This is a genomic window from Nonomuraea sp. KM90 (genome assembly GCF_052246675.1).
Taxonomy (GTDB): domain Bacteria; phylum Actinomycetota; class Actinomycetes; order Streptosporangiales; family Streptosporangiaceae; genus Nonomuraea.
The window spans coordinates 1-19,116 of the sequence record NZ_JBQQCB010000167.1; the positions used below are offsets into that span (position 1 = coordinate 1).

The 19,116-nt window shown below is 69.6% G+C and carries 22 protein-coding genes and 1 pseudogene; 8 read left to right on the top strand and 15 right to left on the bottom strand.

All coding sequences use genetic code 11. The features are described from left to right. Nucleotides 1-297: FAD-dependent oxidoreductase (locus ACTWPW_RS57510; RefSeq protein WP_443174044.1), on the bottom strand; the 297-nt coding region annotated here is incomplete at its 3' end. Further along, nucleotides 294-1,931, bottom strand: a complete 1,638-nt coding sequence (locus tag ACTWPW_RS57515; RefSeq protein WP_443174045.1) for an FAD-dependent oxidoreductase — start codon at nt 1,929-1,931, stop codon at nt 294-296. The genes ACTWPW_RS57510 and ACTWPW_RS57515, both read right to left, overlap by 4 nt. Nucleotides 1,932-2,081: 150 nt before the next feature. On the opposite strand from ACTWPW_RS57515, the gene ACTWPW_RS57520 reads away from it, so the two are divergent. Continuing rightward, nucleotides 2,082-3,137 carry a LacI family DNA-binding transcriptional regulator gene (locus ACTWPW_RS57520; protein WP_364121545.1) on the top strand — a complete coding sequence of 352 codons (1,056 nt, stop codon included), beginning with the start codon at nt 2,082-2,084 and terminating at the stop codon, nt 3,135-3,137. A 33-nt stretch (nt 3,138-3,170) separates the two neighbouring features. On the opposite strand, the gene ACTWPW_RS57525 is transcribed toward ACTWPW_RS57520, so the two are convergent. Beyond that, a complete protein-coding gene (locus tag ACTWPW_RS57525) occupies nt 3,171-3,503 on the bottom strand; it encodes a YnfA family protein (RefSeq protein ID WP_375108213.1) in 333 nt (110 codons plus the stop codon). Between the two features lie 10 nt (nt 3,504-3,513). Further along, nucleotides 3,514-3,921, bottom strand: a complete 408-nt coding sequence (locus ACTWPW_RS57530; protein ID WP_375108214.1) for a hypothetical protein — start codon at nt 3,919-3,921, stop codon at nt 3,514-3,516. Nucleotides 3,922-4,031: 110 nt separating this feature from the next. On the opposite strand from ACTWPW_RS57530, the gene ACTWPW_RS57535 reads away from it, so the two are divergent. Continuing rightward, nucleotides 4,032-4,442 (top strand): MerR family transcriptional regulator, encoded by a 411-nt coding sequence (locus tag ACTWPW_RS57535; RefSeq protein ID WP_375108215.1) that lies wholly within the window; start codon nt 4,032-4,034, stop codon nt 4,440-4,442. Nucleotides 4,443-4,462: 20 nt separating this feature from the next. On the opposite strand, the gene ACTWPW_RS57540 is transcribed toward ACTWPW_RS57535, so the two are convergent. Genes ACTWPW_RS57540 through ctaD form a run of 3 tightly spaced genes read right to left on the bottom strand, consistent with a single transcriptional unit; the run spans nt 4,463 to nt 7,520 of the window. Beyond that, nucleotides 4,463-5,539 (bottom strand): protein kinase family protein, encoded by a 1,077-nt coding sequence (locus ACTWPW_RS57540; RefSeq protein ID WP_443174046.1) that lies wholly within the window; start codon nt 5,537-5,539, stop codon nt 4,463-4,465. Nucleotides 5,540-5,589: 50 nt separating this feature from the next. Next, on the bottom strand, nt 5,590-5,847 hold the full coding sequence (locus tag ACTWPW_RS57545) for a hypothetical protein (RefSeq protein ID WP_364121557.1): 258 nt from the start codon (nt 5,845-5,847) through the stop codon (nt 5,590-5,592). 5 nt (nt 5,848-5,852) lie between these two features. Next, entirely contained in the window at nt 5,853-7,520 is a 1,668-nt protein-coding gene (gene ctaD / locus ACTWPW_RS57550) for an aa3-type cytochrome oxidase subunit I (RefSeq protein WP_375108851.1), read from the bottom strand. 308 nt (nt 7,521-7,828) lie between these two features. On the opposite strand from ctaD, the gene ACTWPW_RS57555 reads away from it, so the two are divergent. Together ACTWPW_RS57555 and ACTWPW_RS57560 are read left to right on the top strand one after the other, a co-directional pair. Further along, the gene (locus ACTWPW_RS57555) at nt 7,829-8,752 is read left to right on the top strand and encodes an AEC family transporter (RefSeq protein ID WP_443174047.1); all 924 of its coding nucleotides are present in this window, start codon (nt 7,829-7,831) and stop codon (nt 8,750-8,752) included. A 796-nt stretch (nt 8,753-9,548) separates the two neighbouring features. Then, a complete protein-coding gene (locus ACTWPW_RS57560) occupies nt 9,549-9,707 on the top strand; it encodes a hypothetical protein (protein WP_443174048.1) in 159 nt (52 codons plus the stop codon). Nucleotides 9,708-10,306: 599 nt separating this feature from the next. On the opposite strand, the gene ACTWPW_RS57565 is transcribed toward ACTWPW_RS57560, so the two are convergent. Continuing rightward, entirely contained in the window at nt 10,307-10,708 is a 402-nt protein-coding gene (locus ACTWPW_RS57565) for a nuclear transport factor 2 family protein (RefSeq protein WP_375108220.1), read from the bottom strand. 273 nt (nt 10,709-10,981) lie between these two features. Here ACTWPW_RS57565 and ACTWPW_RS57570 point away from each other — a divergent pair, with 273 nt between their 5' ends. Next, nucleotides 10,982-11,125: a hypothetical protein gene (locus ACTWPW_RS57570; protein WP_375108221.1), complete on the top strand. Its 144-nt coding sequence runs from the start codon at nt 10,982-10,984 to the stop codon at nt 11,123-11,125. A gap of 307 nt (nt 11,126-11,432) precedes the next feature. Here the strand turns inward: ACTWPW_RS57570 and ACTWPW_RS57575 are convergent, their stop codons facing one another. Both ACTWPW_RS57575 and ACTWPW_RS57580 read right to left on the bottom strand, forming a co-directional pair. After that, on the bottom strand, nt 11,433-12,413 hold the full coding sequence (locus tag ACTWPW_RS57575) for a tyrosine-type recombinase/integrase (protein WP_443174049.1): 981 nt from the start codon (nt 12,411-12,413) through the stop codon (nt 11,433-11,435). A 77-nt stretch (nt 12,414-12,490) separates the two neighbouring features. Beyond that, nucleotides 12,491-12,694: a hypothetical protein gene (locus ACTWPW_RS57580; protein ID WP_364137314.1), complete on the bottom strand. Its 204-nt coding sequence runs from the start codon at nt 12,692-12,694 to the stop codon at nt 12,491-12,493. 667 nt (nt 12,695-13,361) lie between these two features. On the opposite strand from ACTWPW_RS57580, the gene ACTWPW_RS57585 reads away from it, so the two are divergent. Beyond that, the gene (locus ACTWPW_RS57585) at nt 13,362-13,829 is read left to right on the top strand and encodes a VOC family protein (RefSeq protein WP_375108223.1); all 468 of its coding nucleotides are present in this window, start codon (nt 13,362-13,364) and stop codon (nt 13,827-13,829) included. A 376-nt stretch (nt 13,830-14,205) separates the two neighbouring features. Here the strand turns inward: ACTWPW_RS57585 and ACTWPW_RS57590 are convergent. Continuing rightward, nucleotides 14,206-14,277, bottom strand: a pseudogene (locus ACTWPW_RS57590) (30S ribosomal protein S14); the annotation flags it as partial. 178 nt (nt 14,278-14,455) lie between these two features. Between ACTWPW_RS57590 and ACTWPW_RS57595 the strand changes: the two are divergent. Continuing rightward, nucleotides 14,456-14,983 (top strand): signal peptidase II, encoded by a 528-nt coding sequence (locus tag ACTWPW_RS57595; RefSeq protein ID WP_443174050.1) that lies wholly within the window; start codon nt 14,456-14,458, stop codon nt 14,981-14,983. A 36-nt stretch (nt 14,984-15,019) separates the two neighbouring features. On the opposite strand, the gene ACTWPW_RS57600 is transcribed toward ACTWPW_RS57595, so the two are convergent. The 3 genes from ACTWPW_RS57600 to ACTWPW_RS57610 form a co-directional block, all read right to left on the bottom strand. Further along, nucleotides 15,020-15,493 carry a GNAT family N-acetyltransferase gene (locus ACTWPW_RS57600; RefSeq protein WP_375108226.1) on the bottom strand — a complete coding sequence of 158 codons (474 nt, stop codon included), beginning with the start codon at nt 15,491-15,493 and terminating at the stop codon, nt 15,020-15,022. Between the two features lie 97 nt (nt 15,494-15,590). Beyond that, nucleotides 15,591-16,274, bottom strand: a complete 684-nt coding sequence (locus ACTWPW_RS57605) for an alpha/beta fold hydrolase (protein WP_443174051.1) — start codon at nt 16,272-16,274, stop codon at nt 15,591-15,593. Nucleotides 16,275-16,276: 2 nt separating this feature from the next. Continuing rightward, complete coding sequence (locus ACTWPW_RS57610; RefSeq protein ID WP_443174052.1) at nt 16,277-17,077, bottom strand: DinB family protein; 801 nt, start codon at nt 17,075-17,077, stop codon at nt 16,277-16,279. A gap of 497 nt (nt 17,078-17,574) precedes the next feature. On the opposite strand from ACTWPW_RS57610, the gene ACTWPW_RS57615 reads away from it, so the two are divergent. After that, nucleotides 17,575-18,525, top strand: a complete 951-nt coding sequence (locus ACTWPW_RS57615) for an alpha/beta fold hydrolase (RefSeq protein WP_443174053.1) — start codon at nt 17,575-17,577, stop codon at nt 18,523-18,525. Here ACTWPW_RS57615 and ACTWPW_RS57620 read toward each other — a convergent pair. Beyond that, the gene (locus ACTWPW_RS57620; RefSeq protein WP_443174054.1) at nt 18,494-18,808 is read right to left on the bottom strand and encodes a hypothetical protein; all 315 of its coding nucleotides are present in this window, start codon (nt 18,806-18,808) and stop codon (nt 18,494-18,496) included. The two genes, ACTWPW_RS57615 and ACTWPW_RS57620, sit on opposite strands and share 32 nt — an antisense overlap. Between the last annotated feature and the right edge of the window lie 308 nt (nt 18,809-19,116).

The window sequence follows — 19,116 nt, forward strand, 5'->3', positions numbered from 1 at the left end:
CAACCGCCGGGCGACGCGTTCGGCGACTTTCGGCTCGAAGCGGTACTGCGGCTCGGTGGAGCCGTACTCGCGGCCGATGCCGCCGAAGAAGCGGTCGCGGGTCAGCCCGGCCAGGGCCGCGAGGATGTTCGGCGGGTCGCTCTTGACCAGGCCGCCGGCGACGATGCCGCCCACGTGCCCGGTCGGCTCCAGGATCAGGCTGCTGAGCCCGCGCAGGCGCAGGCGCAGCGCGGCCATGATGCCGGCGAGCGTGGCACCGTAGATGACGACGTCGGGCTCGTCGGTCGCCGGGCTCATGCGCGCCGCTCGGGCAGGACGTAGGTGGGGGTGGCGTTCTTGCGGGCCTGCGAGGGGCGCATGACGGCGATGTCCTCCGGCCAGGCGACCGGCACGCCGAGGGTGCCGGTGAGCAGGCGCTGCAGCTCCTCGGTCAGGTCGGTGGAGTCGGCCACGGCGTGCGGCTCGGTGCCGCGGCTCAGGCAGAGCGCCGACAGCGCGCCGACCGCCTCGCCGATGCTCCACTCGACCGGGTGCAGCCGGTAGCTGCCGTTGGTGATGTGGGTGGTGCCGATGTTCTTGTTGGCCGGCAGCAGGTTGCGCATCCGGACCGGGACCAGCGCGCCCAGCGGGAGCTGGAACGGGTAGACCTCCAGGTTGACGTAGTTGATCCCGGCCGTGCTCGGGTGCAGGTCGATGTTGTAGTGGCCGACGCCCACCGAGTCGGCGAACCGCTCGGCCCCGGCGCCCTCCGGTCGGTCCACGACCGCGATGTGCTGCTCCAGCACCGTGAACCGGGCCCGGATGCGGCGCGACTCGCGGATGTAGGCGGCCTTCGCCATCCCGTCGGCCGTGCCCGTCAGGTCCGGTCGCAGCCGCAGGCCCGGGTAGCCCTGGCCGCCGTCCGGCCGCGGCGCCTCGGTCTGCATCCAGTGCAGGTACGACAGCGACAGCTCCTTGCACCGCTGCAGCGCCTTCTCCCGGTCGGCGCCGGGGCCGAGCAGCGGCGCCTCCCAGTAGTCGATGTTCGGCCAGTTCACCAGCGTGATGTCGGTGTCGATGACCGCGCGGTCGAACTGGGTGCGGGCCCGGATGCGGCGGAAGTGCCACAGGTCGGCCAGGCTCACGGCGTCCATGTCGCCCTCGAAGATCCGGTTGACCCGGCCCTTCATGGTGTGGATGTCGATCTTCTCCCAGGAGAGCTGCGGGCCCGGCCAGAAGGGGTCGACGTGGGTCTTCCAGTGGTCGTACGAGGCGGGCTTGTCGATGACGTGCTCCTCGCCGGGCCGGTATTCCAGCGGGAAGCACCAGGAGATCGCCTGCTGGTCCGTGGGGTCGGCCACCGGGGAGGCGTACGGCTCGCCGGTCTCGTCCTGCGACTCGGCGCCGATCACGTGCTCGGTGCCGGTGAGCTCCAGCAGGTCGCCCAGCTCGGTGGCGTCGGCCACCAGGGGCGCGACGACCGTGGTGAGCTCGCCGGTGCGGGAGCTGCGCACGGTCACGGCGGTCACCCGGTCGCCGTCGGTCTCCGCCCGTACGGGGACGGTGTCGAGCAGGACGGTGATGCGGCCCGCGGAGATGTACGGCATGAGCATCTCCTCCAGGGCCGCCAGCGCCACCCGCGGCTCGACGCACAGCTTGCTCACGTTGCCCAAACCGGGGTTGAGCACCTGCTGCGCCGCCACCTCGGGGAGCAGCGGATAGTTGCGCCGGTAATAGTCACGGATGCGGTCGCGCAACTCCCGGTAGCCGGAGGAGACGTGCGGGGTCTCTATCCAGGGATGTTCGTCGGACGGCACGGCCTGCGAGGTCAGCTGACCACCCAGCCAGTCCGTCTCCTCGGTCAGCATCACGTGGTGGCCCAGGCGGGCCGCCGTCAGCGCGGCGGCCACTCCCCCGAGCCCGCCACCCACCACCAGCAGATCAACCTTCATGTCACTCATTGCTAATTTATTTGCTTTCTCTGCGCCAGGCCATCAGGTTTCGCACATGTTAAGCCTCGGCCAAATGCGCATGTCAATAGCTGATAGCTCTGCAAATATCAGCAGTGGACAACCCGGTTATTGCTAATGCACAATCGGGGCATGTCGCGATCAAGGGGAGGGCCCAGCCAGGCGGACATCGCACGGGAGGCGGGCGTGTCGCAGTCGACCGTCTCGATGGTGCTGACCGGCTCGGGCGACCTCGGCCGCATCTCGGCCGAGACACAGCGCAAGGTGCTCAGGGCCGCCCGGCAGCTCAAATACGTCTCCGCGGGCCAGCAACGCGCGGCGGGCGGCGGCCGGCAGGCGCCGCTGCTGCTCGGCGTGCACACGTTCGAGCCGATCTTCCCGACGAGCGCCCGGGACTACTACTTCGAGTTCCTGCAGGGCATCGAGGAGCAGGCCGGGATCGAGGGCTGCAACCTCGTCCTGTTCACCGCGGCCCCGAACGAGGACGGCGTACGCCGCATCTACAGCGGCTCCACGAACGGGCTGCGCCAGGCCAACGGCAGCCTGCTGCTCGGCCACCACACGCACCGCGAGGACCTGACCCGGCTGGCCGCCGACCGGCACCCGTTCGTCTACATCGGCCACCGCGAGGTCCCCGGCACGGAGATCTCCTACGTCGGCGGCGACTACCGCGCCGCCACCGGCCGGATCGTGGACGACCTGGTCGGCCTGGGCCACCGCACCTTCGCCTACCTCGGCGAGGCCAAGCGCGACGAGCCGCAGACCGACCGGTGGGAGGGCTTCCGCGCCGCCCTGGAGCGCTTCGGGCTGCCGGTGCCCGAACCCGTCTTCGCCCGTCCCGACGACCTGACCGCCCAGTGGCTGGACCAGACCGTCCGCGACGGCGCCACCGCCGTCCTCGTCGAGGCGGTCAGCCTGATCCGGGTGCTGGTCGCCATGGCCCGGCTGCGCGGCCTGGAGATCCCCGGCGACCTGTCGCTGGTCCTCCTCGTCGACGACCCCGGCGGCGAGTCCGGGCTCGACCCGCTCGCCACCCTCCGCATCCCCCGCAACGCCATGGGCCGCCGCGCGGTGAACCTCCTGACCTCGCAGATCACCGACCCGGCCGGCGACTACGAGCGGCAGATCCTGCTGCCGTGCACCCACACGCTCGACGGCACGGTGGCGCCCGCGCGCCCCTCTCCCTGACGGCGCGGCCGCGCACCTTCGCGCCGCGCGAGGTCAGCCGCGCGGGGCGTACATGATCACCGCCACGCCCACCAGGCAGATCAGCGCCCCGATCACGTCCCAGCGGTCGGGGCGGAACCCGTCCATCACCATGCCCCAGGCCAGCGAGCCGGCGACGAAGACGCCGCCGTAGGCGGCCAGGATGCGGCCGAAGTTCGGGTCCGGCTGGAAGGTGGCGACGAACCCGTACGCGCCCAGCGCGAGCACACCCGCGCCGATCCACAGCAGGCCGCGCTGCTCCCGCCAGCCCTGCCAGACCAGCCACGCGCCGCCGATCTCGGCGACGGCGGCCAGGACGAACAGGGCGATGGAGCGCAGCACGGCCATGCCGATCACCTTAGGCGCCCGCGGCTCCGGTGATGCGCAGGCCCCGGCCGGTCAGGCGGTCGAGCACCCCGGCCGGATCGCCGCCGATGGTGTCGGGCAGCTGGTAGAACTCCTCCAGCAGCGCCCGGGCGACCTCGTCGTCGCTCACCGCGCAGTCCCACAGCACCTCACCGCCCTCGACGGTGATGTCGAAGGCGAAGAACGCGCAGCAGGCCTTCTCCCGCGCGGCCAGGTCGCGTACCCACGCCTCCACGCCCGGCTCCGCGCGCAGCCGGAAGCGGATGCCCGCGCCGGTCCGCTCCCGCCCGGCGAGGGCCTGTCCGAAGAGCCGCCGGTATTCGGCCAGGCGCTGCTCGGGGGTGTCGGTGGCGTCGGTCATGTCGCAGACCACGGGGGTGGAAGCAGGGGGAATGTCCATGTCAGGCTCCTTTCACGGCCTTGCGGGCCTTCGGGCCTTACGGGCCTTGTGGCACCGGTCACCGGCAGCCTAAAGTCTGGACTCAGGTCCAGAGTCAAGGAGTGAGGCCGGTGCGGATCGGTCAGGTCGCGCGGGAGGCCGGGGTCAGCGTGGACACCGTACGCTTCTACGAGCGCCGCGGCGTGCTGCCCCCCGCCCGGCGCAGGCCGTCGGGCTACCGCGTCTTCGGCCCCTCGGCGGTGGAGCGGATCCGGATGGCCAAGGCGCTGCAGGAGCTGGGCTTCACGCTCGACGAGGTCACCGACGCGCTGGCCGCCCACGACGCGGGCGGCGCCACCTGCGACAGCGAGCGATGGCGGCTGGAGGTGGTGGTGGAGCGGATCGACGCCAAGATGGCCGAACTGGCCCGCGCCCGCCGGGCCGCGGTCGAGAGCCTGGCCGACTGCCGCGCCGGCCACTGCCGCCTCCTGCCCAGCCCCCGAACTGACCGGCCCCCCGAACTGACCGATCCCCCGAACTGACCGGCCCCCGACCCGACCGGTCAGCCCGCGGCCGGCCGCTCGGCGATCCGGCGGACCTCCTCCACCGGGTACGGCGTCTTCCTGCTCTCGTCCCGCAACTTCCCGTAGAAGTCCCACATCACGGTGGTGAGCAGGCTGTCGCGGGAGAGCAGCTCAGCGATCTCCCCGGGAACCCCGGTGGGCCGCCCGCCCCCGGCCCAGCCCCGCACCAGCTCCCGCCGCTCTTCCTGGTACAGGGCGGTGACCAGCCAGTACACCAGATAGGAGATCGCGTAGGTCTCGTCGTAGGTGCGGTGCAGGCGCAGGAAGTCGCGCTCCTCCGGCGACAGGGCGAACCGGGATGAGGTGGCCAGCCCGAAGTCGGTGAAGTAGAGGCGCCGCCCGTCGGTCATGATGTTCCCGAAGTGCGTGTCGAAGTGCATGAGCCCGCGGGAGTTCATGAAGGACACCCCTTCGCGCAGGCCCCGGTCCACCACGGCGCAGGCCCGGACGGCGGCCTCGTCGCCCGCCTCCACCTGGGTGTTCAGCCACTGGTGCAGGTTCTGCGGGAGGTGCTCCAGGAACAGCGTGAGGCTCACCGACGACGTGCGGAGCGCCTCGATGCGGCGGCGTACCTCCGTCCCGCCTCCCCAGTAGGCGACCGCCCGGTCCACGTCGGCCAGCTGCTCGACCAGGGCGGGCGCCGGGTGCGGCAGCACGCGCCAGTGGTACATCAGCGGGAATCCCGCGAACTGGTCCGCCAGCACCCAGTCGGTGGTCATCGTGTGCGCCGCGAGCTCCCGCCAGGCGCCGAAGCCCGGCGAGCCGATCGAGCCGACGCCGTACTGGCAGAAGGGCGGCAGGCCGAACAGGTTGGCCGTCGAGCGCACGTTGCCGGGCTGCCGTTCCAGGTCGGTGAGGGTCAACCGCTTGACGAAGACCGGCGTCCCCTCGACCTCCAGCCGCGCCGACGTCCCGCCGATGCCGGCGCCGAGCGGGACGGCCGCCTCGTCCAGCAGCCGGGCCAGCTCGTCGTCGCCGAGCAGGGCCAGCGACGTGGAGACGGCCGCGTACGAGGTCAGCCGCGCCTGACGCGACCTGGAAGGTTCGTGCGACACCGTCCTCCGATCCGGCCCGCCGCGCCCGTCCGGCCCGGCCCGGGCGATGATCAGCCTAGCGACCCGGCCGCCGGACCGGTCCCGCAGGAGAGGATCACCAGGGTCAGGACGGCGGTCACCGCCAGCACAATGGCCAGGATCGCGACCACCTCCCACCGGCTGACGTGCGGGGCGAAGCGCTGCGGGCCCTCCCGGCAGGCCCGGGCGTTGAACTCCTCGAACCGGCCGGCCAGCCGGGCCCCGCCGTGCAGCAGCTCCAGCTCGATCTCCGCCAGGATCAGCCGCTCTTGCGGCGACAGGCTGTCCATGGCGCTCACTCCACTTCCGCCGCGCGGCCGAAGTGCGGATGGTGCAGGTCGAAGGCCGGTCGTTCGGAGCGGATGCGCGGGATGGAGCTGAAGTTGTGCCGGGGCGGCGGGCAGGAGGTGGCCCATTCCAGCGAGTTGCCGAAGCCCCAGGGATCGTCGACGAAGACCTTCTTCCCGTGCCGCGCGGTGTACCAGACGTTGTAGAGGAACGGCAGCGTCGAGGCGCCCAGGATGAACGCGCCGATCGAGGAGATCATGTGCAGGTCGGTGAACCCGTCGGCGGCGCTGTAGTCGGCGTAGCGGCGCGGCATGCCGGCCACGCCCAGCCAGTGCTGGACGAGGAACGTGGTGTGGAAGCCGATGAACAGCAACCAGAAGTGCAGCTTGCCCATCCCGTCGTGCAACATCCGACCGGTCATCTTCGGCCACCAGAAGTAGAACCCGGCGAACATGGCGAACACCACCGTGCCGAAGACCACGTAGTGGAAGTGCGCCACGACGAAGTAGGTGTCGGTGATGTGGAAGTCCAGCGGCGGCGAGCCGAGGATCACCCCGGTCAGACCGCCCAGCAGGAACGTGATGAGGAACCCGACCGCGAACAACATCGGCGACTCGAACGTCAGGTGCCCGCGCCACATCGTGCCGGTCCAGTTGAAGAACTTCACCCCGGTCGGGACGGCGATCAGGAAGGTGAAGAAGGAGAAGAACGGCAGCAGCACCTGCCCGGTCGGGAACATGTGGTGCGCCCAGACGGTCATCGACAGCCCGGCGATGGCGATGGTCGCGCCGACCAGGCCGATGTAGCCGAAGACGGGCTTGCGGCTGAAGACGGGCAGCACCTCGGTGATGATCCCGAAGAACGGCAGGGCGATGATGTACACCTCGGGGTGGCCGAAGAACCAGAACAGGTGCTGCCACAACATCGCGCCGCCGTTGGTGGGGTCGTAGACGTGCGTGCCGAGCTTGCGGTCGGCCTCCAGCGCGAGCAGGGCGGCGGCCAGCACGGGGAACGCCATCAGCACGAGCATGCTGGTCAGCAGCACGTTCCAGGTGAAGATCGACATCCGGAACATCGTCATGCCGGGCGCCCGCATGCAGATGATCGTGGTGATGAAGTTGACCGCGCCGAGGATCGTGCCCAGGCCGGCCAGGCTCAGCCCCATGACCCACAGGTCTCCGCCGGCGCCGGGTGAGTAGATCGCGTCCGACAGCGGCGTGTAGGCGAACCAGCCGAAGCTGGCCGCTCCCGAGGGCGTCAGGAAACCGCTGACCGCGATCAGCCCGCCGAACAGGAACAGCCAGAAGCTGACCGCGTTCAGCCGGGGGAAGGCCACGTCCGGGGCGCCGATCTGCAGGGGCATGACGACGTTGGCGAACCCGGCGAACAGCGGGGTGGCGAAGAGCAGCATCATGATCGTGCCGTGCATGGTGAACAGCTGGTTGTACTGCTCGTTGGTCATCAGCTGCAGGTTCGGGTGGATCAGCTCGGCCCGGATGAGCAGGGCCATCACGCCCGCGAACGCGAAGAACATGAAGGAGGCGATGAGGTACATGTAGCCGATGACCTTGTGGTCCGTGGTCGCCAGCCAGCTCGCCAGCAGTCGTCCCTTGGACGTGACCTCGACCGGCGTCAGGGCGGACGTCAACGGCTCGTCAGTGCGCGGTTCGTCGATGGTCACCGAAGATCCCCCATTTGCCCCGTGATGCCTGCGATGCCCGGCCCGGCAGCTTGTTTTCCCAGGTCAGCGTCGTACGACGGGCTTTACCCGCTCCCGTGAGCACTATCCGGGCCGTACCGTTTCTGGGGATTCTCTGTACGCGACCCTCCGCACTCCTTGACCCCGGTCCGGCCCTCAGCCCCCGCCGCGCACCCGTCCCTCGGCCCCGTCGAGCACGCGCACCGCCCGCGCCGCCGGTGCTCTACCAGGCCACACGAGAGGTCTCCGATACGCTCCTGAACGTCCAGTTTGGGAGGTATTGGGTGTCGGGGGTTGTCGCGGCGTTCGCCGCTCTGGTGTCGGTCGCCGTGCTGGGCTACGTCATCGGTGTCATCGGGCTGCTGCGGGCCAGCGACGAGCTGGTGCTGTCACGGCTGGCGTTCTTCGTGGCGACGCCGGCGCTGATGTTCGCCACCGTGTCCAAGGCCGACCTCGGCGCGCTGCTGTCGCCGGTGCTGCTCACCGAGGTCATCGCGGTGGCGTTCACGCAGCTGGTGTTCGTCCTGGTGGCGAAGCTGGCGTGGCGGCGCACCACGAGGGAGGCCACGATCGGCGCGCTGGCCTCCTCCTACGTCAACGCCGGCAACCTCGGCGTGCCCATCTCGCTCTACGTGCTCGGCGACGCCGCGCTCGTCGCCCCCGTGCTGCTCTTCCAGCTGCTGGTGCTCACCCCGCTCTCGTTCCTGATCCTCGACAAGGGCTCCCGCTCGCCGCGGGCGGCGCTGCTGCTCCCGCTGCGCAACCCGCTCACGGTGGCCTCGCTGCTCGGGCTCGCGTTCGCGCTGAGCGGGATCTCGCTGCCGGTCACGGTCATGCGGCCGATCGACCTGCTCGGCGGCGCGGCCGTACCCGTCGCGCTGCTGGCCTACGGCCTGAGCCTGTACGGCTCGCGCCGCACGACGACCGCCCCCGAGGAGAACGGCGTCGGCAAGGACATCTTCCTGGCGGCCACCCTCAAGGCGTTCGTCCAGCCCGCCGTCGCGTACGTCACCGCCCGCTTCCTCCTCGGCCTGGACGGCACGCACCTGCTGGCCGCCACCCTGTTCGCGGCACTGCCCACCGCCCAGAACATCTACGTGTACGCCGTCACCTACGACACCGCCCGTCGCCTGGCACGCGGAACCATCCTCGTGACCACCGGCCTGTCCATCCCCATCATGACCGCGATCGGCGCCACGCTGGGGTGATGCGGAGGTGATCCAGTATGACGGCGCACGTCTCCGGCCTCGGCGATCTTCTTCCGGATGGAACGGAACTGCCGCACGCCGGGGATCCGGAGCACGCGGGCCGGCACATCGCGCACGCCCAGCAGTCTGGTTCTGCAGATCGGACTGCAGGCTGGCCCAACCCGCGTCGACGAACGCGATCTCGGGCATGCACTCGAACTCCTGAGGCCCCGGCAGGCTGCAGGGGCTGCGCCGCAGATCGGCGACCCGCTTGTCGAGCTGGCCAATGAGGTAGGTGAGCGACCGCCGGTCCGGACGCGACTTCACCTTCTTACGCAGCGACGCCAGAGCCCGTCGGGTGGCGGCCAGGTCCCGTGCTGTCCATGAAGGTCAGCCGTTCCAGGTCAGGCACCACAGGTTCGGCGGGGACTGGCCCGACATCGTCGCCTGCTGCGCCTCCTCCCAGGCCCGCACGTCGGCCTGCCTCCCTGTACCGCGCGTCCGGCAGCCATGGGCGGCGCTGCTCGTCGAAGAACGGGGGGTCGCCCTCGACGGACCGCTGCTGCGCGGCGTGATCCTCGAATCGGTGAACAGCTCGTCGCGGTGGGCCGTGCCCGGCGGCTTTCACTGGCTGGTCACGGACGCCCGACCAGCCGTCGAGCCGAAGCCCGCCGTTGGCGCGCTCGCTGCCCACCGTGAGACATGCAGTGCAGACACGCACGATAGCGGCATGTAACCAATGACTACGGTCTGTCACATGGATTAAGGCAACCATCCATAAAGAACCGGAACCTCATCAGCACAAGGAGCGCTGTACATGCTCAACCGCATCGCAACCGTCATGGCCGCCACTGGCATCGGAATCGCTGCCCTGGCTGCCCCCGCCGCCGCCCAGACCGCGCCGACCGACCCCCCGCTGATCAACCAGGTCCTCCAGGACGTGCTCAACTACGACAAGTCGCTCATCGTCTACTAGGCGCAACCCTCGTCAGCGGCACGCGTAGCGAAGGGCCCGAACCCACGCTCCCGGGATTCGGGCCCTCATGCCGTACGGGCAGCCGCCACGTGCCGCATCCCGTCCCGGCCGCACAGGGAGAGCTGAACCGTGCTCTCCGATCACGAGGACGTTGGTGGCGGAACCCCTCCTCGTACAGCCGCTGCCCCATCCACTCAGAGAGGCGGCTCCTGATGCCGAGCCCCTGATAGTCGGGCAGAACCACCAACCTGTGCTCCATCTTCAGGTTGCGCGTCGCGGGTGCTGGAAGCGGCGGTAGGCCAAGAACGCGACCGGCTCGCCGTCGATGCTGCCCGGCCACCGGCTGTCGCGGCTTGTCGTTATGTCGGCGACCTGCAGAAACGTCTCAGTGCGACGCCAGCGAGATCGGCTTTCGGTCCATCCGATGTCCTTTAAATGGTCGCGATCACCCGTCAGCGCCACCCCCAACACTCCAGCCGTAAATCGTGATCTTCATTTCTCATGGCTGCTTTGTCGCTGGTAGTGGGTAATACGTGCGCAACCTGGAGATCAGCGCTGGGAACCCGGCCGCCTGACGGCTGAAGGCGTCAGCCGAGCCGTCATCGGCGCCAGAAAGCGTCGTGGGCGCGCTGGTCGGCCACATATTCCCAGCGTTCCACGACCAGCCCTCGCTCGAAGCCGTAGACGTTGAAATTGTCCATCTCGACGCGCTCCCCACGGCGCTCCGCTGTCCAGCGGTGCAGAGTGACCGAGTAAGAGTCGTTGGCCTGTACAGAGAGCAGCCCGGTCTGGAAGGTGCCGCCCGTCTCCTCGAGCACGAGCATGCCGAGCCTGATGATGGCGTCCTTGCCGCGATGCTCGCCTGCCACGATGCTGTCGCCGCCGATGTGGAAGACGGCGTCGTCGGCGATCAGGTCGAGATAACCGGTGAGATCGCCATTGCCGATCAGATCGTACAAGCGCCGGGTGAGCACGGCGTTCGGGTGTGTGTCGGCTCTCATATGGTCACCCTGCCGCAGCGGCGTGGTGGGATGGCATAGATCTTTGGTTATAGGTAGTGCTGGGGCCAGGTGAGAACGAGTACGCCCACTGCGTGATCACCGTGTGCCCAGGACGGCCTGGCAGCGCCTGCCAACAACGATCCAATGGCGTTTGGGCAGGTAAGGGGCCTAGTCCCTCTTCGCCAACCACCCTTACCATAACGTAAAGTAGCAACGATCTTACTTTGGGTAAATATGGAGTGTCAGGTCCTACCCACCCTGGAGGAGACGTACATGCGTCGCATTCTGGCCGCCCTCGCAGCCACCACCCTCGCCACCACGGTGCTGGTCATCGGCACCACAGCACCAGCCGCAGCCCAAATCGATCCAATCGGAGCCCTCTGCGATCTGATCCCCGGTGACATCTGCGTGCAGTAAGAACTCCGCGCGGCGCCAGGCTTGCCCCCGCCCTCCGGCGAGGAAAAACGAGACCACCGCACTGCCCTCTGTTCGGGCGGGGGCAAGGCGCCTGCGGCGGCGCATGCCGGACGGTTTCTCCCGCCGCATCACCCAGACGCGCACGAGCCGGAACCGCTCGACATCCTCGGCGTTCACCACCGAGCACCGGCAGCCGCCGCACACCGAACGAGGGCCCACGTTCCCAGGTTTATCGCATCGCCGTGGCGCGTGCGCCCACGCCGACTTGTCCAGCTCCGCTCGTTCTCAACGTGGGCACGTAGACCTCCTACTCGATCGCCGACGCCACCAGCTGCGAAGGATCCTCCTCCAGTCGATCCCGCGAACGCAGGTAGATCAGCGTCGTCTCGAACGACTCATGTGCCAGAGCCTCCTGGATCTCGCGCGGCTTGGCACCGCGCGCCTCCGCGACCGACGCCCAGGTGTGCCGCAGCGTGTGCGGCGTCACCTTCGACTCGATCCCAGCCTGGCGAGCGATCCGCTGGACCAGTTCCCACGCCTTCTCCCGCGGGAGCGGGCGGCCCGAGGCGGTGGCGAACAGCGGCCCCCGAAGGTCCCGCAGCGCTACGCCCGCCCGGCGCGCCCGCTCAGCGAGGTACCGGTCCAGCGCGTACGCCGTCTCGACCGGCAGCTTCCGGTGGTGCGGCTTGCCGTCCCTCAGCGCCAGCCGCAATGTCCGGTAGCCGCGTGCGAACCCGAGGTCGTCGACCTGCGCGTCCACCGCCTCCGAAATGCGCACCCCGACCTGGACCAGCAGCCGGATCAGCGCCGCGGTGCGCAGCCGCTCCCGGCCGTGGTCCTTGTCGGCCGCCTCGACGAGGGCGTGCGCCTCGCCCTCCGTCAGGGCCGCCGTTTCCGAGCGGCGTCGAGGGATGTTCGGCCTGCCCGCCTCCGCGAACGGGTTGAACCTCGCGGCGTCGTTCTTGATCAGGTACTTGTACCAGGCCGACACCGCCGACATCCGCTGCGCGATCGTCTTCGGCGCCGGCGGATCGTCCCCGGCCGCGACCGCGGTCTCGACCATCCACCGGGCGTACAGTTCGGCGTGCCGCACCGACATCTCCAGCGGGTCCAGCCCGATGCGCTCGCAGTACGTGAACCACGGCCGGATCGCTCGCCGGTACGCGTCGCGGGTGTTCGGCGACCGGCGGGTCTCCAGCCACAGGTGCGTGATCTCGACGACGAGCGGCGGCAGGACAAGCGGAAGCGCGACCTCTTCGCCCCGGGCGACGGCCGGCTCAGCGGTCATCGATCGTCACCGACGCCGTACGGCCGCGGCTGCCCCACCGGAGGCATCTTTTCCGATGCTCTCGCTGGCAAGGCTCATCAGGCGACCTTCCGGAAGACGACGGTCGCGTGGTAACGGTTGTGATGCTCCCCGTCCGGCTCCGCTTCTGCGCTGATGACGTCCAACTCGGCACTCGACCCGAAGAACGAGAGGGCCTGCGCCACGGCGGCCTCTCTGATCTCATCTGGCGTTGCTCCGTTTACGGCGACGCGCAGGGTCAGCGGAAATGATCGCACGCTCATGGGTGATCTTCCTTCGCTGATAGGTGATCTTCTTCGAGCGTAGCACGCGGAGCGGAACATAACCTGAATTATGTTCCGCTCTTATCGATCTCGGAGCGTGATTATCAAGGTTCGCCTACCATCGCCTCCACACCGGCCACCACACGACGCAACAGGGCGACACCCGACGGTTCACGCCGCCTGGCGCCGCGAATTGATCATCTTCCTCGCTGGCGTGCTCAGATCCGCCGCGCTTCCATCCCTATCGGCATCAATAGCCGATGCCCGAACCCGTACGAACGCCCGTCGCCGTCGCCAACTCGAACGGACCACCCGCCGAGCACCGGCCCTTCAGGTCCGCCTTCAGCGACTCCCGCTCAGCACCGCACGCCGTACCGGCGCCCCCACTGCCGGATCGTCACCGCCCCGGCCCAGCCGGACAGCAGCAGTCTTCGCCGTCGCAGGGGACTCCGGTTCTGTTCCACACCGCCCGGCGCCTGGCCAGCGGAACCGTCCTCGTGACCACCCGCCCGCCCATCCCGATCATGACCGCGATCGGCGCCGCCATCTCGGCTGATCCAGGGCCTGCGAGCGCCGAAAAAATCTTCTGAACTCATGTCGATCCGCGTCGGGAGCGTTCGACGCGTTGGTGACGACAACGACAACCCACCCGATGGAGGGATTCACCATGCAGAAGATCACCCCCTACCTGTGGTTCGACAACCAGGCCGAGGAGGCCGCCACCTTCTACACCTCGCTCTTCGCCGACTCCCGGATCCTCGACGTCCAGCGCTACGGCGAGGCGGGCCCCGGTCCGGCCGGGACGGCGATGATGGTCTCGTTCGAGCTGGCCGGGCAGCGGTTCCTGGCGCTGAACGGCGGCCCGGAGTTCACGTTCAACGAGGCCATCTCGCTTTACGTCGACTGCCAGTCCCAGGAGGAGGTCGACGAGCTGTGGGCCAAGCTCACCGAGGGCGGCGAGGAGTCGCAGTGCGGCTGGCTGAAGGACCGGTGGGGCCTGTCCTGGCAGATCATCCCCGGCCGGTTGCACGAGCTGCTGCAGCACCCCGACCCGGCCAAGGCCCAGCAGGCCATGCAGGCGATGCTCGGGATGCAGAAGATCGACATCAAGGCGCTGGAGGAGGCTGCCGGGTGATCGGCACAGCAAGGATCATCCGAATGGCGTCCGCTATGTGAATGACGATGACGCACCCCGTCGGCTGAGCCGCGACGAGTCCCAAGGCCCCGTACGAGGGAACGGCTCCTGGAGGCCGCCGCGCGGGTGTTCGCTCGCAACGGGTTCGCCGGCGCCTCGGTGGAGGAGATCCGCCGAGGCGGCCGGCCACACCATGGGCGCGCTCTACTCCGGCTTCAGCGGCAAGCAGGCGCTGTGCCTGGAGCTGCTGTCGGCGCGCGGCGGCGACCGCCTCACCGGCGCCGCCGAGGTGCTCGCCGGGCACAGGGCGGCGCCGGAGCTGGGGCGGCTGCTGATGAACGTGGCGGACAAGGACATCAGCTGGGCACGTCCACGGCTACCAGCTCGACTTCGTGCCGCCGGGCAGCTCACCCCCGTGGGCCATCTCGCGGAAGCGCACTCGCGAGAGCCTGTGAACTTCGACGGGGGTGCGGCAGCAGCGGCCGCTCGTCACGGCCGTCCACAACGCCCGCGAGACGGCCCTGCTGCCCTACGCCTCCCTCCCCGGAACGTGATCTCCTGAGCTCCGCACGGCGGCGCGCGCCCCGCTAGATTCGATGCGAAAAGCCGGAGATTGTGAGGCGTGGGTGTCGGACGTACGTGGTTCCAAGGGACGAGGGCTGCGCCTGTACGGGTGGATGCTCGTGCTGGGCGCGGTGGTGCTGCTCGTTGACCAGGGCTCCAAGCTCTGGGCGATCTCCGCGCTGTCGGACGGTCAGAACATCACGGTGATCCCGCAGGTGATCCGGTTCCGGCTGCTGATGAACGCCGGTGCCGCGTTCTCGATCGGCGAGAGCGTGACGTGGGTGTTCACCCTGGCGGCGGCGGCCGCGGTCGCCGGCATCCTCTACACCGGGCGGCGGCTGCGCTCCCCCGGCTGGACGGTGGCGCTGGGCGGGCTGCTCGGCGGCGCCACGTCCCACCTGCTCGACCGCCTCTTCCGCCCGCCCGGCTTCGCCCAGGGGCATGTCGTCGACTTCATCGACTACGGCGGCCTGTTCGTCGGCAACGTCGCCGACATCGCCCTCACCGGGAGTTGCGCCCTGCTCCTGCTGCTCAGCCTGCGCGGCGTCCCCATCGGCGACGCGGCCGAGGCGGAACAGCCGTCCGCGTAGGTACGTCGGGCCGGGCGGGGGGTTGGGGCCGGCCGCTCACAGCGGGGCGGTCCACCACTCGGACGCGATCGAGAGCCCGGCCAGGCCGAGCGCCTCGCGTTTGGCGCCGTCCTCGCGACCGCACACCACCACGACCTGGACGGCACCACGCCGGCGGGCCTCGTCCGTGACCGCGCGCAGGAGGTCGACGCCGATCGTGGCCCAGTCGTGGTCGTCCATCACCGCGTAGTCGTCGAGGGTGCACGTCGGCCCGCCCGGGTCGTACACGGGAGGCGAGGGCACCAGCGAGCCGATAGCGAACCCGGCGAAACCGCCCTCCCGCTCGGCGACCCGGCAGATGACCTTCGGGTCGTCCACCAGCATGGCCAGGAAGGCCGTGTGGCGGGCCCGGGCGTCGGCCGCGCGCCGCCAGAAGACCGGCTGGTGCTGCTCGTACGTCTCCCGCCGCCGGTCCATCAGCGCGGCGATCGCCTCCACGTCACCGGACGAAGCACTCCTGATGGCAACCATGATCCCCATGCTAAAGGGGACCCGGCCGACCCCCAGGCACCGCCGCTCCCCCACCGGCCCCGCCGCTCGCCGACCCCCGCCACACAGCCGCCACCGCTCACCCGTCGGCGACCGCGGCAAGGAGCCGGGCGAGCTCGGCCGGCTTCGTGATCATGGGCCAATGGCCCGAGTCGATGTCGACGAGGTCGAGGTGCTTGGCCTCGGCGAGCTCCGGCACGTCGCCGTCGTCGATCCATCCCCGTGCCTGGGCGGGAGTGAACTCGGGACACACGACGACGACCGGCACCTCGAGCCGCCGCTCGTCCGTCAGGCGCACCACACCCTTGGCCACCGCCTCGGGAACGGGGATCGCGGCGGAGGCGAAGCTTTCCTTGGCCTCCTCATCGAGGTCGGCAGAGTCCGGCCCCTCGAACGGCCCCCAGCCGGGGAAGGGCATGACACCGTCCTTCACCTCGAAGAAGTCGGCGTAGGCCGCCCCGTCGGCGGCCGGGAAGCCGCCGATGAGCGCGACCTTGGCGACCCGCTCCGGCCGGGCGTCGGCGGCCAGCCACGCCAGGGTGCTGGCGGCGGAATGCCCCACCACCATCGGCATCTCCGAGGTGGAGTCCACCGCCGCCAGCACCGCCGCCACCTGGTCGTCGAGCGTGGCCGAGGCCGTTCCGTCGCCCTGACCGGGCAGGGTGATCGGCACGGGACGGTGGCCGAGCGCCTCCAGCTCGGGCACGACCTCGCGCCATACGGATCCATCGAGCCACAGGCCGGCGATGAGCAGGATGTCCATGATCAGTTGTCTTTCTCGAGTGCGGTCAGATCACGTTCGGCGTAGAGACGGTGTTCCCATTCCTCGTTGAGGACGATGCTGAGACAGTCCTTGACGGGGAAGTTCTCCTCCTGCGGCCAGCCCGGCTCGGTGCGGCTCACCTTGGAGGCGAGTTGGTCGTCGGTGAGCGACTCCATGACTCCGCGCACCATCGCCTGCCGCTCGCCTCGGACCGCCAGCACCTCGTCGAGCGAGGGCCGTGCCGCTCGGTCCCACGGGATTCCGTCCCATCCCGGTGCTCCGTCCCACGGCAGGTCCAGCGGATGCCACGGCGAGGTGTCACCGAGGACCATCCGGCCCACCCAGGCGGCGGAGGCGAAGTTGAGGTGCCGGAGGGTCTGGATGAAGGACCACTCGTCGTCGACGCTGCGATGAAGGGCCTCGTCGGGGAACGTCCTCGCGCGGGCGACGGTGTCCGCCCACCGCCGCTCCAGGATCGCCCACGCCTCACGGAACCCGTCGGCGTCGCGGGGGCGCATCTTCGCCCGTTCGGGCATGCGACGGTTCAGCTCGGCGTCGACGAGCGGGGCTATGTCGACGCCGTTCACGACGACGTGCCCCAGCTCGCCGCTGATCTCGACGTCGACCAGCTCCACGCCGCGCAGCCGGCTCCGGTTGAACAGGGCGCCGCGGATGTGCGCGCCGGTGAAGTCGATCGCCTGCATGCGGGCGTCATTCAGGGACACCCGGCTGAAGGTGGCGGCCCGAAGGCTCACGCGCTCGAAGTCCGCTCCGCTGAGATCCTGCTCGTGGAACTCGGTCATGGGGCATCAGGGTAGGACCTGTTCCGGACGATCCGCTGCCGGTTCCGCCCGTGAGGTGCCACGGAGGGCGGCCGCCGGCAGGATGAGAGATCCATCCGACCTGTCCACGACCACCACCCGCCTCCCGGGTCCCACTCCTGTTCCCGCCCATCTCGCCGGGTGCCTCCTGGTCCCGCAATCTCCCCACCGGACGCCTCGCCTCACGGACACCCCGCCAGGCCGGCAGGGTCATGCCACGGTCACCAAACCCGGCCATGGTGACAGCGGCCACTCGGTTGGGCCGCGCTGGGCGTACGACGTCCCACACAGCCGCATCGTCACGCTCGTGCATGGCGGACTGCCTCGTCCCAGGCCACGCGAACCGACTGAGGCGGACATTTGTCCAAGCCACCGGCGCGCACCGGCCGCGACAGTGGGCTCATGACTATTCCCCCGGGGCTCGATGACCCCGCCAGTTCGACGACACCGATCCGCGGTCTTCTGAGCGGGAACCGCACGTGAGCCGCGCGGTAAGCCGCCGACGGCGCCGCCTGATCGCCTCGGCCGTCCTGCTCGCCGTCGCCGCACTGCTCGTCGTGAACACGGTGGCGGTAGCGCGGCAGGGCGGCGAGGCCTCCGGGGACTCGACCCTGCCTCTCGAGGGCGGGAACACCTACGTGCACCAGGGCGGCCCCCGCGATGCCCCGGCACTGGTACTGATCCACGGGCTCGCCGCGTCGACCCGCTGGTGGGACCCGCTGGTTCCGATGCTGGCGAGGTCCTATCGCGTCATCCGGGTCGACCTGCTCGGGCACGGCCGGTCAGCCAAACCGGCCGGCGGCGGCTATACGATCCCGGAGCAGGGACGCCGGGTCGGCGAGGCACTGGACCGGCTCGGCGTCGAGCGCGCCATCGTGGCCGGCCATTCCACCGGCGGCTCGGTCGCCGCCGCTCTCGCCGAGCAACGACGCGACCTGGTGACCGCGCTCGCGCTCATCGACTCCGGTCCCCATTTGGACGCCTTCATCTCAGACGGGCTCGTCGGCCAGCTCTTGTTCGTCCCCGTCGTCGGGCAACTGCTGTGGCGGTTTCGGACGGACGAGATCGTTCGTCAGGGTTTGGACACCGCGTTCAGCCGCCGCGGCTACAAGATCCCACAGCAGCTCGTCAACGATGTACGCGGGATGACCTACCCCGCGCTCACCGCGACATCACGGGCAGCCGACGACTACCTGAAGCAGCGCGCGTTACCCGATCGGCTGAAGGTCCTCGGCAAGCCGCTGCTGGTGATCTTCGGCAAGGAAGACCGGAGATGGCGATCCTCCTCCGCCGCCGGCTACCACGCCGTTCCGGGTGCGAGAATCGAGTTGCTGCCCGATGTTGGACACTCACCCATGCTCGAGGATCCGCCACGGACGGCCGCACTCCTCCTGGCCTTCACCGCGATCCATACCGCGCGGGCGGACTGAACGAGACGATGAGCCGCATCCGTTCTGGCCCGTGATGGATCAGGCCGTTCGTGGCGGGCATCCAGGGGTTTCTGGTGAGGGCGTCGAGCGGATGGATGCCGTGGTTGCGGGCGGTGCCGAGGTAGGAGCGGATGAGGCAGTTGCAGCTGCGGTGCGTACGCTGCGGCTGCTCGGTGGGGGTGAACGGCACAGTGAAGTCGACCACAGAACGCCAGACCTGGTGGGCGCTGGTGGCCGTGCCCCTGGCCACCGCGGTGTCGTAGCGGGCGCGCAACGCGTTCAAGACGTCGTCATCCAGCGCGGTGGCGCCGTCGGCGCGAGCCTTGGCGACAGTCGCTGCGACGTCGGTCAGGGCTTGGGCGGCAGGCCAGGTCCAGCAGCGTTGTACCCGGCTGTCATCGGCGTCCAGGTCGGGGTGTCGAATACCTGCCCCCTGGCCGCGACCTGCCCAGGCACACCGGCCAGCGTCCGACCGCAATCGACGCATGCATGGGGGCCACGATGGTCACCTGGTCCGATTCGGCCTGCCGCACCAGCGCGTGACCCTCATGCCCAGCCTGCCCACCACGCGGCCGAGGCGAAGGCTTCTTC

What these genes read in the sequence shown, in the direction of transcription:
- ACTWPW_RS57515 (WP_443174045.1), bottom strand. Translation starts at nt 1,931, where the DNA reads ATGAAGGTTGATCTGCTGGTGGTGGGTGGCGGGCTCGGGGGAGTGGCC.
- ACTWPW_RS57520 (WP_364121545.1), top strand. Translation starts at nt 2,082, where the DNA reads ATGTCGCGATCAAGGGGAGGGCCCAGCCAGGCGGACATCGCACGGGAG.
- ACTWPW_RS57525 (WP_375108213.1), bottom strand. Translation starts at nt 3,503, where the DNA reads ATGGCCGTGCTGCGCTCCATCGCCCTGTTCGTCCTGGCCGCCGTCGCC.
- ACTWPW_RS57530 (WP_375108214.1), bottom strand. Translation starts at nt 3,921, where the DNA reads ATGGACATTCCCCCTGCTTCCACCCCCGTGGTCTGCGACATGACCGAC.
- ACTWPW_RS57545 (WP_364121557.1), bottom strand. Translation starts at nt 5,847, where the DNA reads ATGGACAGCCTGTCGCCGCAAGAGCGGCTGATCCTGGCGGAGATCGAG.
- ACTWPW_RS57560 (WP_443174048.1), top strand. Translation starts at nt 9,549, where the DNA reads ATGCTCAACCGCATCGCAACCGTCATGGCCGCCACTGGCATCGGAATC.
- ACTWPW_RS57565 (WP_375108220.1), bottom strand. Translation starts at nt 10,708, where the DNA reads ATGAGAGCCGACACACACCCGAACGCCGTGCTCACCCGGCGCTTGTAC.
- ACTWPW_RS57570 (WP_375108221.1), top strand. Translation starts at nt 10,982, where the DNA reads ATGCGTCGCATTCTGGCCGCCCTCGCAGCCACCACCCTCGCCACCACG.
- ACTWPW_RS57575 (WP_443174049.1), bottom strand. Translation starts at nt 12,413, where the DNA reads ATGACCGCTGAGCCGGCCGTCGCCCGGGGCGAAGAGGTCGCGCTTCCG.
- ACTWPW_RS57580 (WP_364137314.1), bottom strand. Translation starts at nt 12,694, where the DNA reads ATGAGCGTGCGATCATTTCCGCTGACCCTGCGCGTCGCCGTAAACGGA.
- ACTWPW_RS57585 (WP_375108223.1), top strand. Translation starts at nt 13,362, where the DNA reads ATGCAGAAGATCACCCCCTACCTGTGGTTCGACAACCAGGCCGAGGAG.
- ACTWPW_RS57600 (WP_375108226.1), bottom strand. Translation starts at nt 15,493, where the DNA reads ATGGTTGCCATCAGGAGTGCTTCGTCCGGTGACGTGGAGGCGATCGCC.
- ACTWPW_RS57605 (WP_443174051.1), bottom strand. Translation starts at nt 16,274, where the DNA reads ATGGACATCCTGCTCATCGCCGGCCTGTGGCTCGATGGATCCGTATGG.
- ACTWPW_RS57610 (WP_443174052.1), bottom strand. Translation starts at nt 17,077, where the DNA reads ATGACCGAGTTCCACGAGCAGGATCTCAGCGGAGCGGACTTCGAGCGC.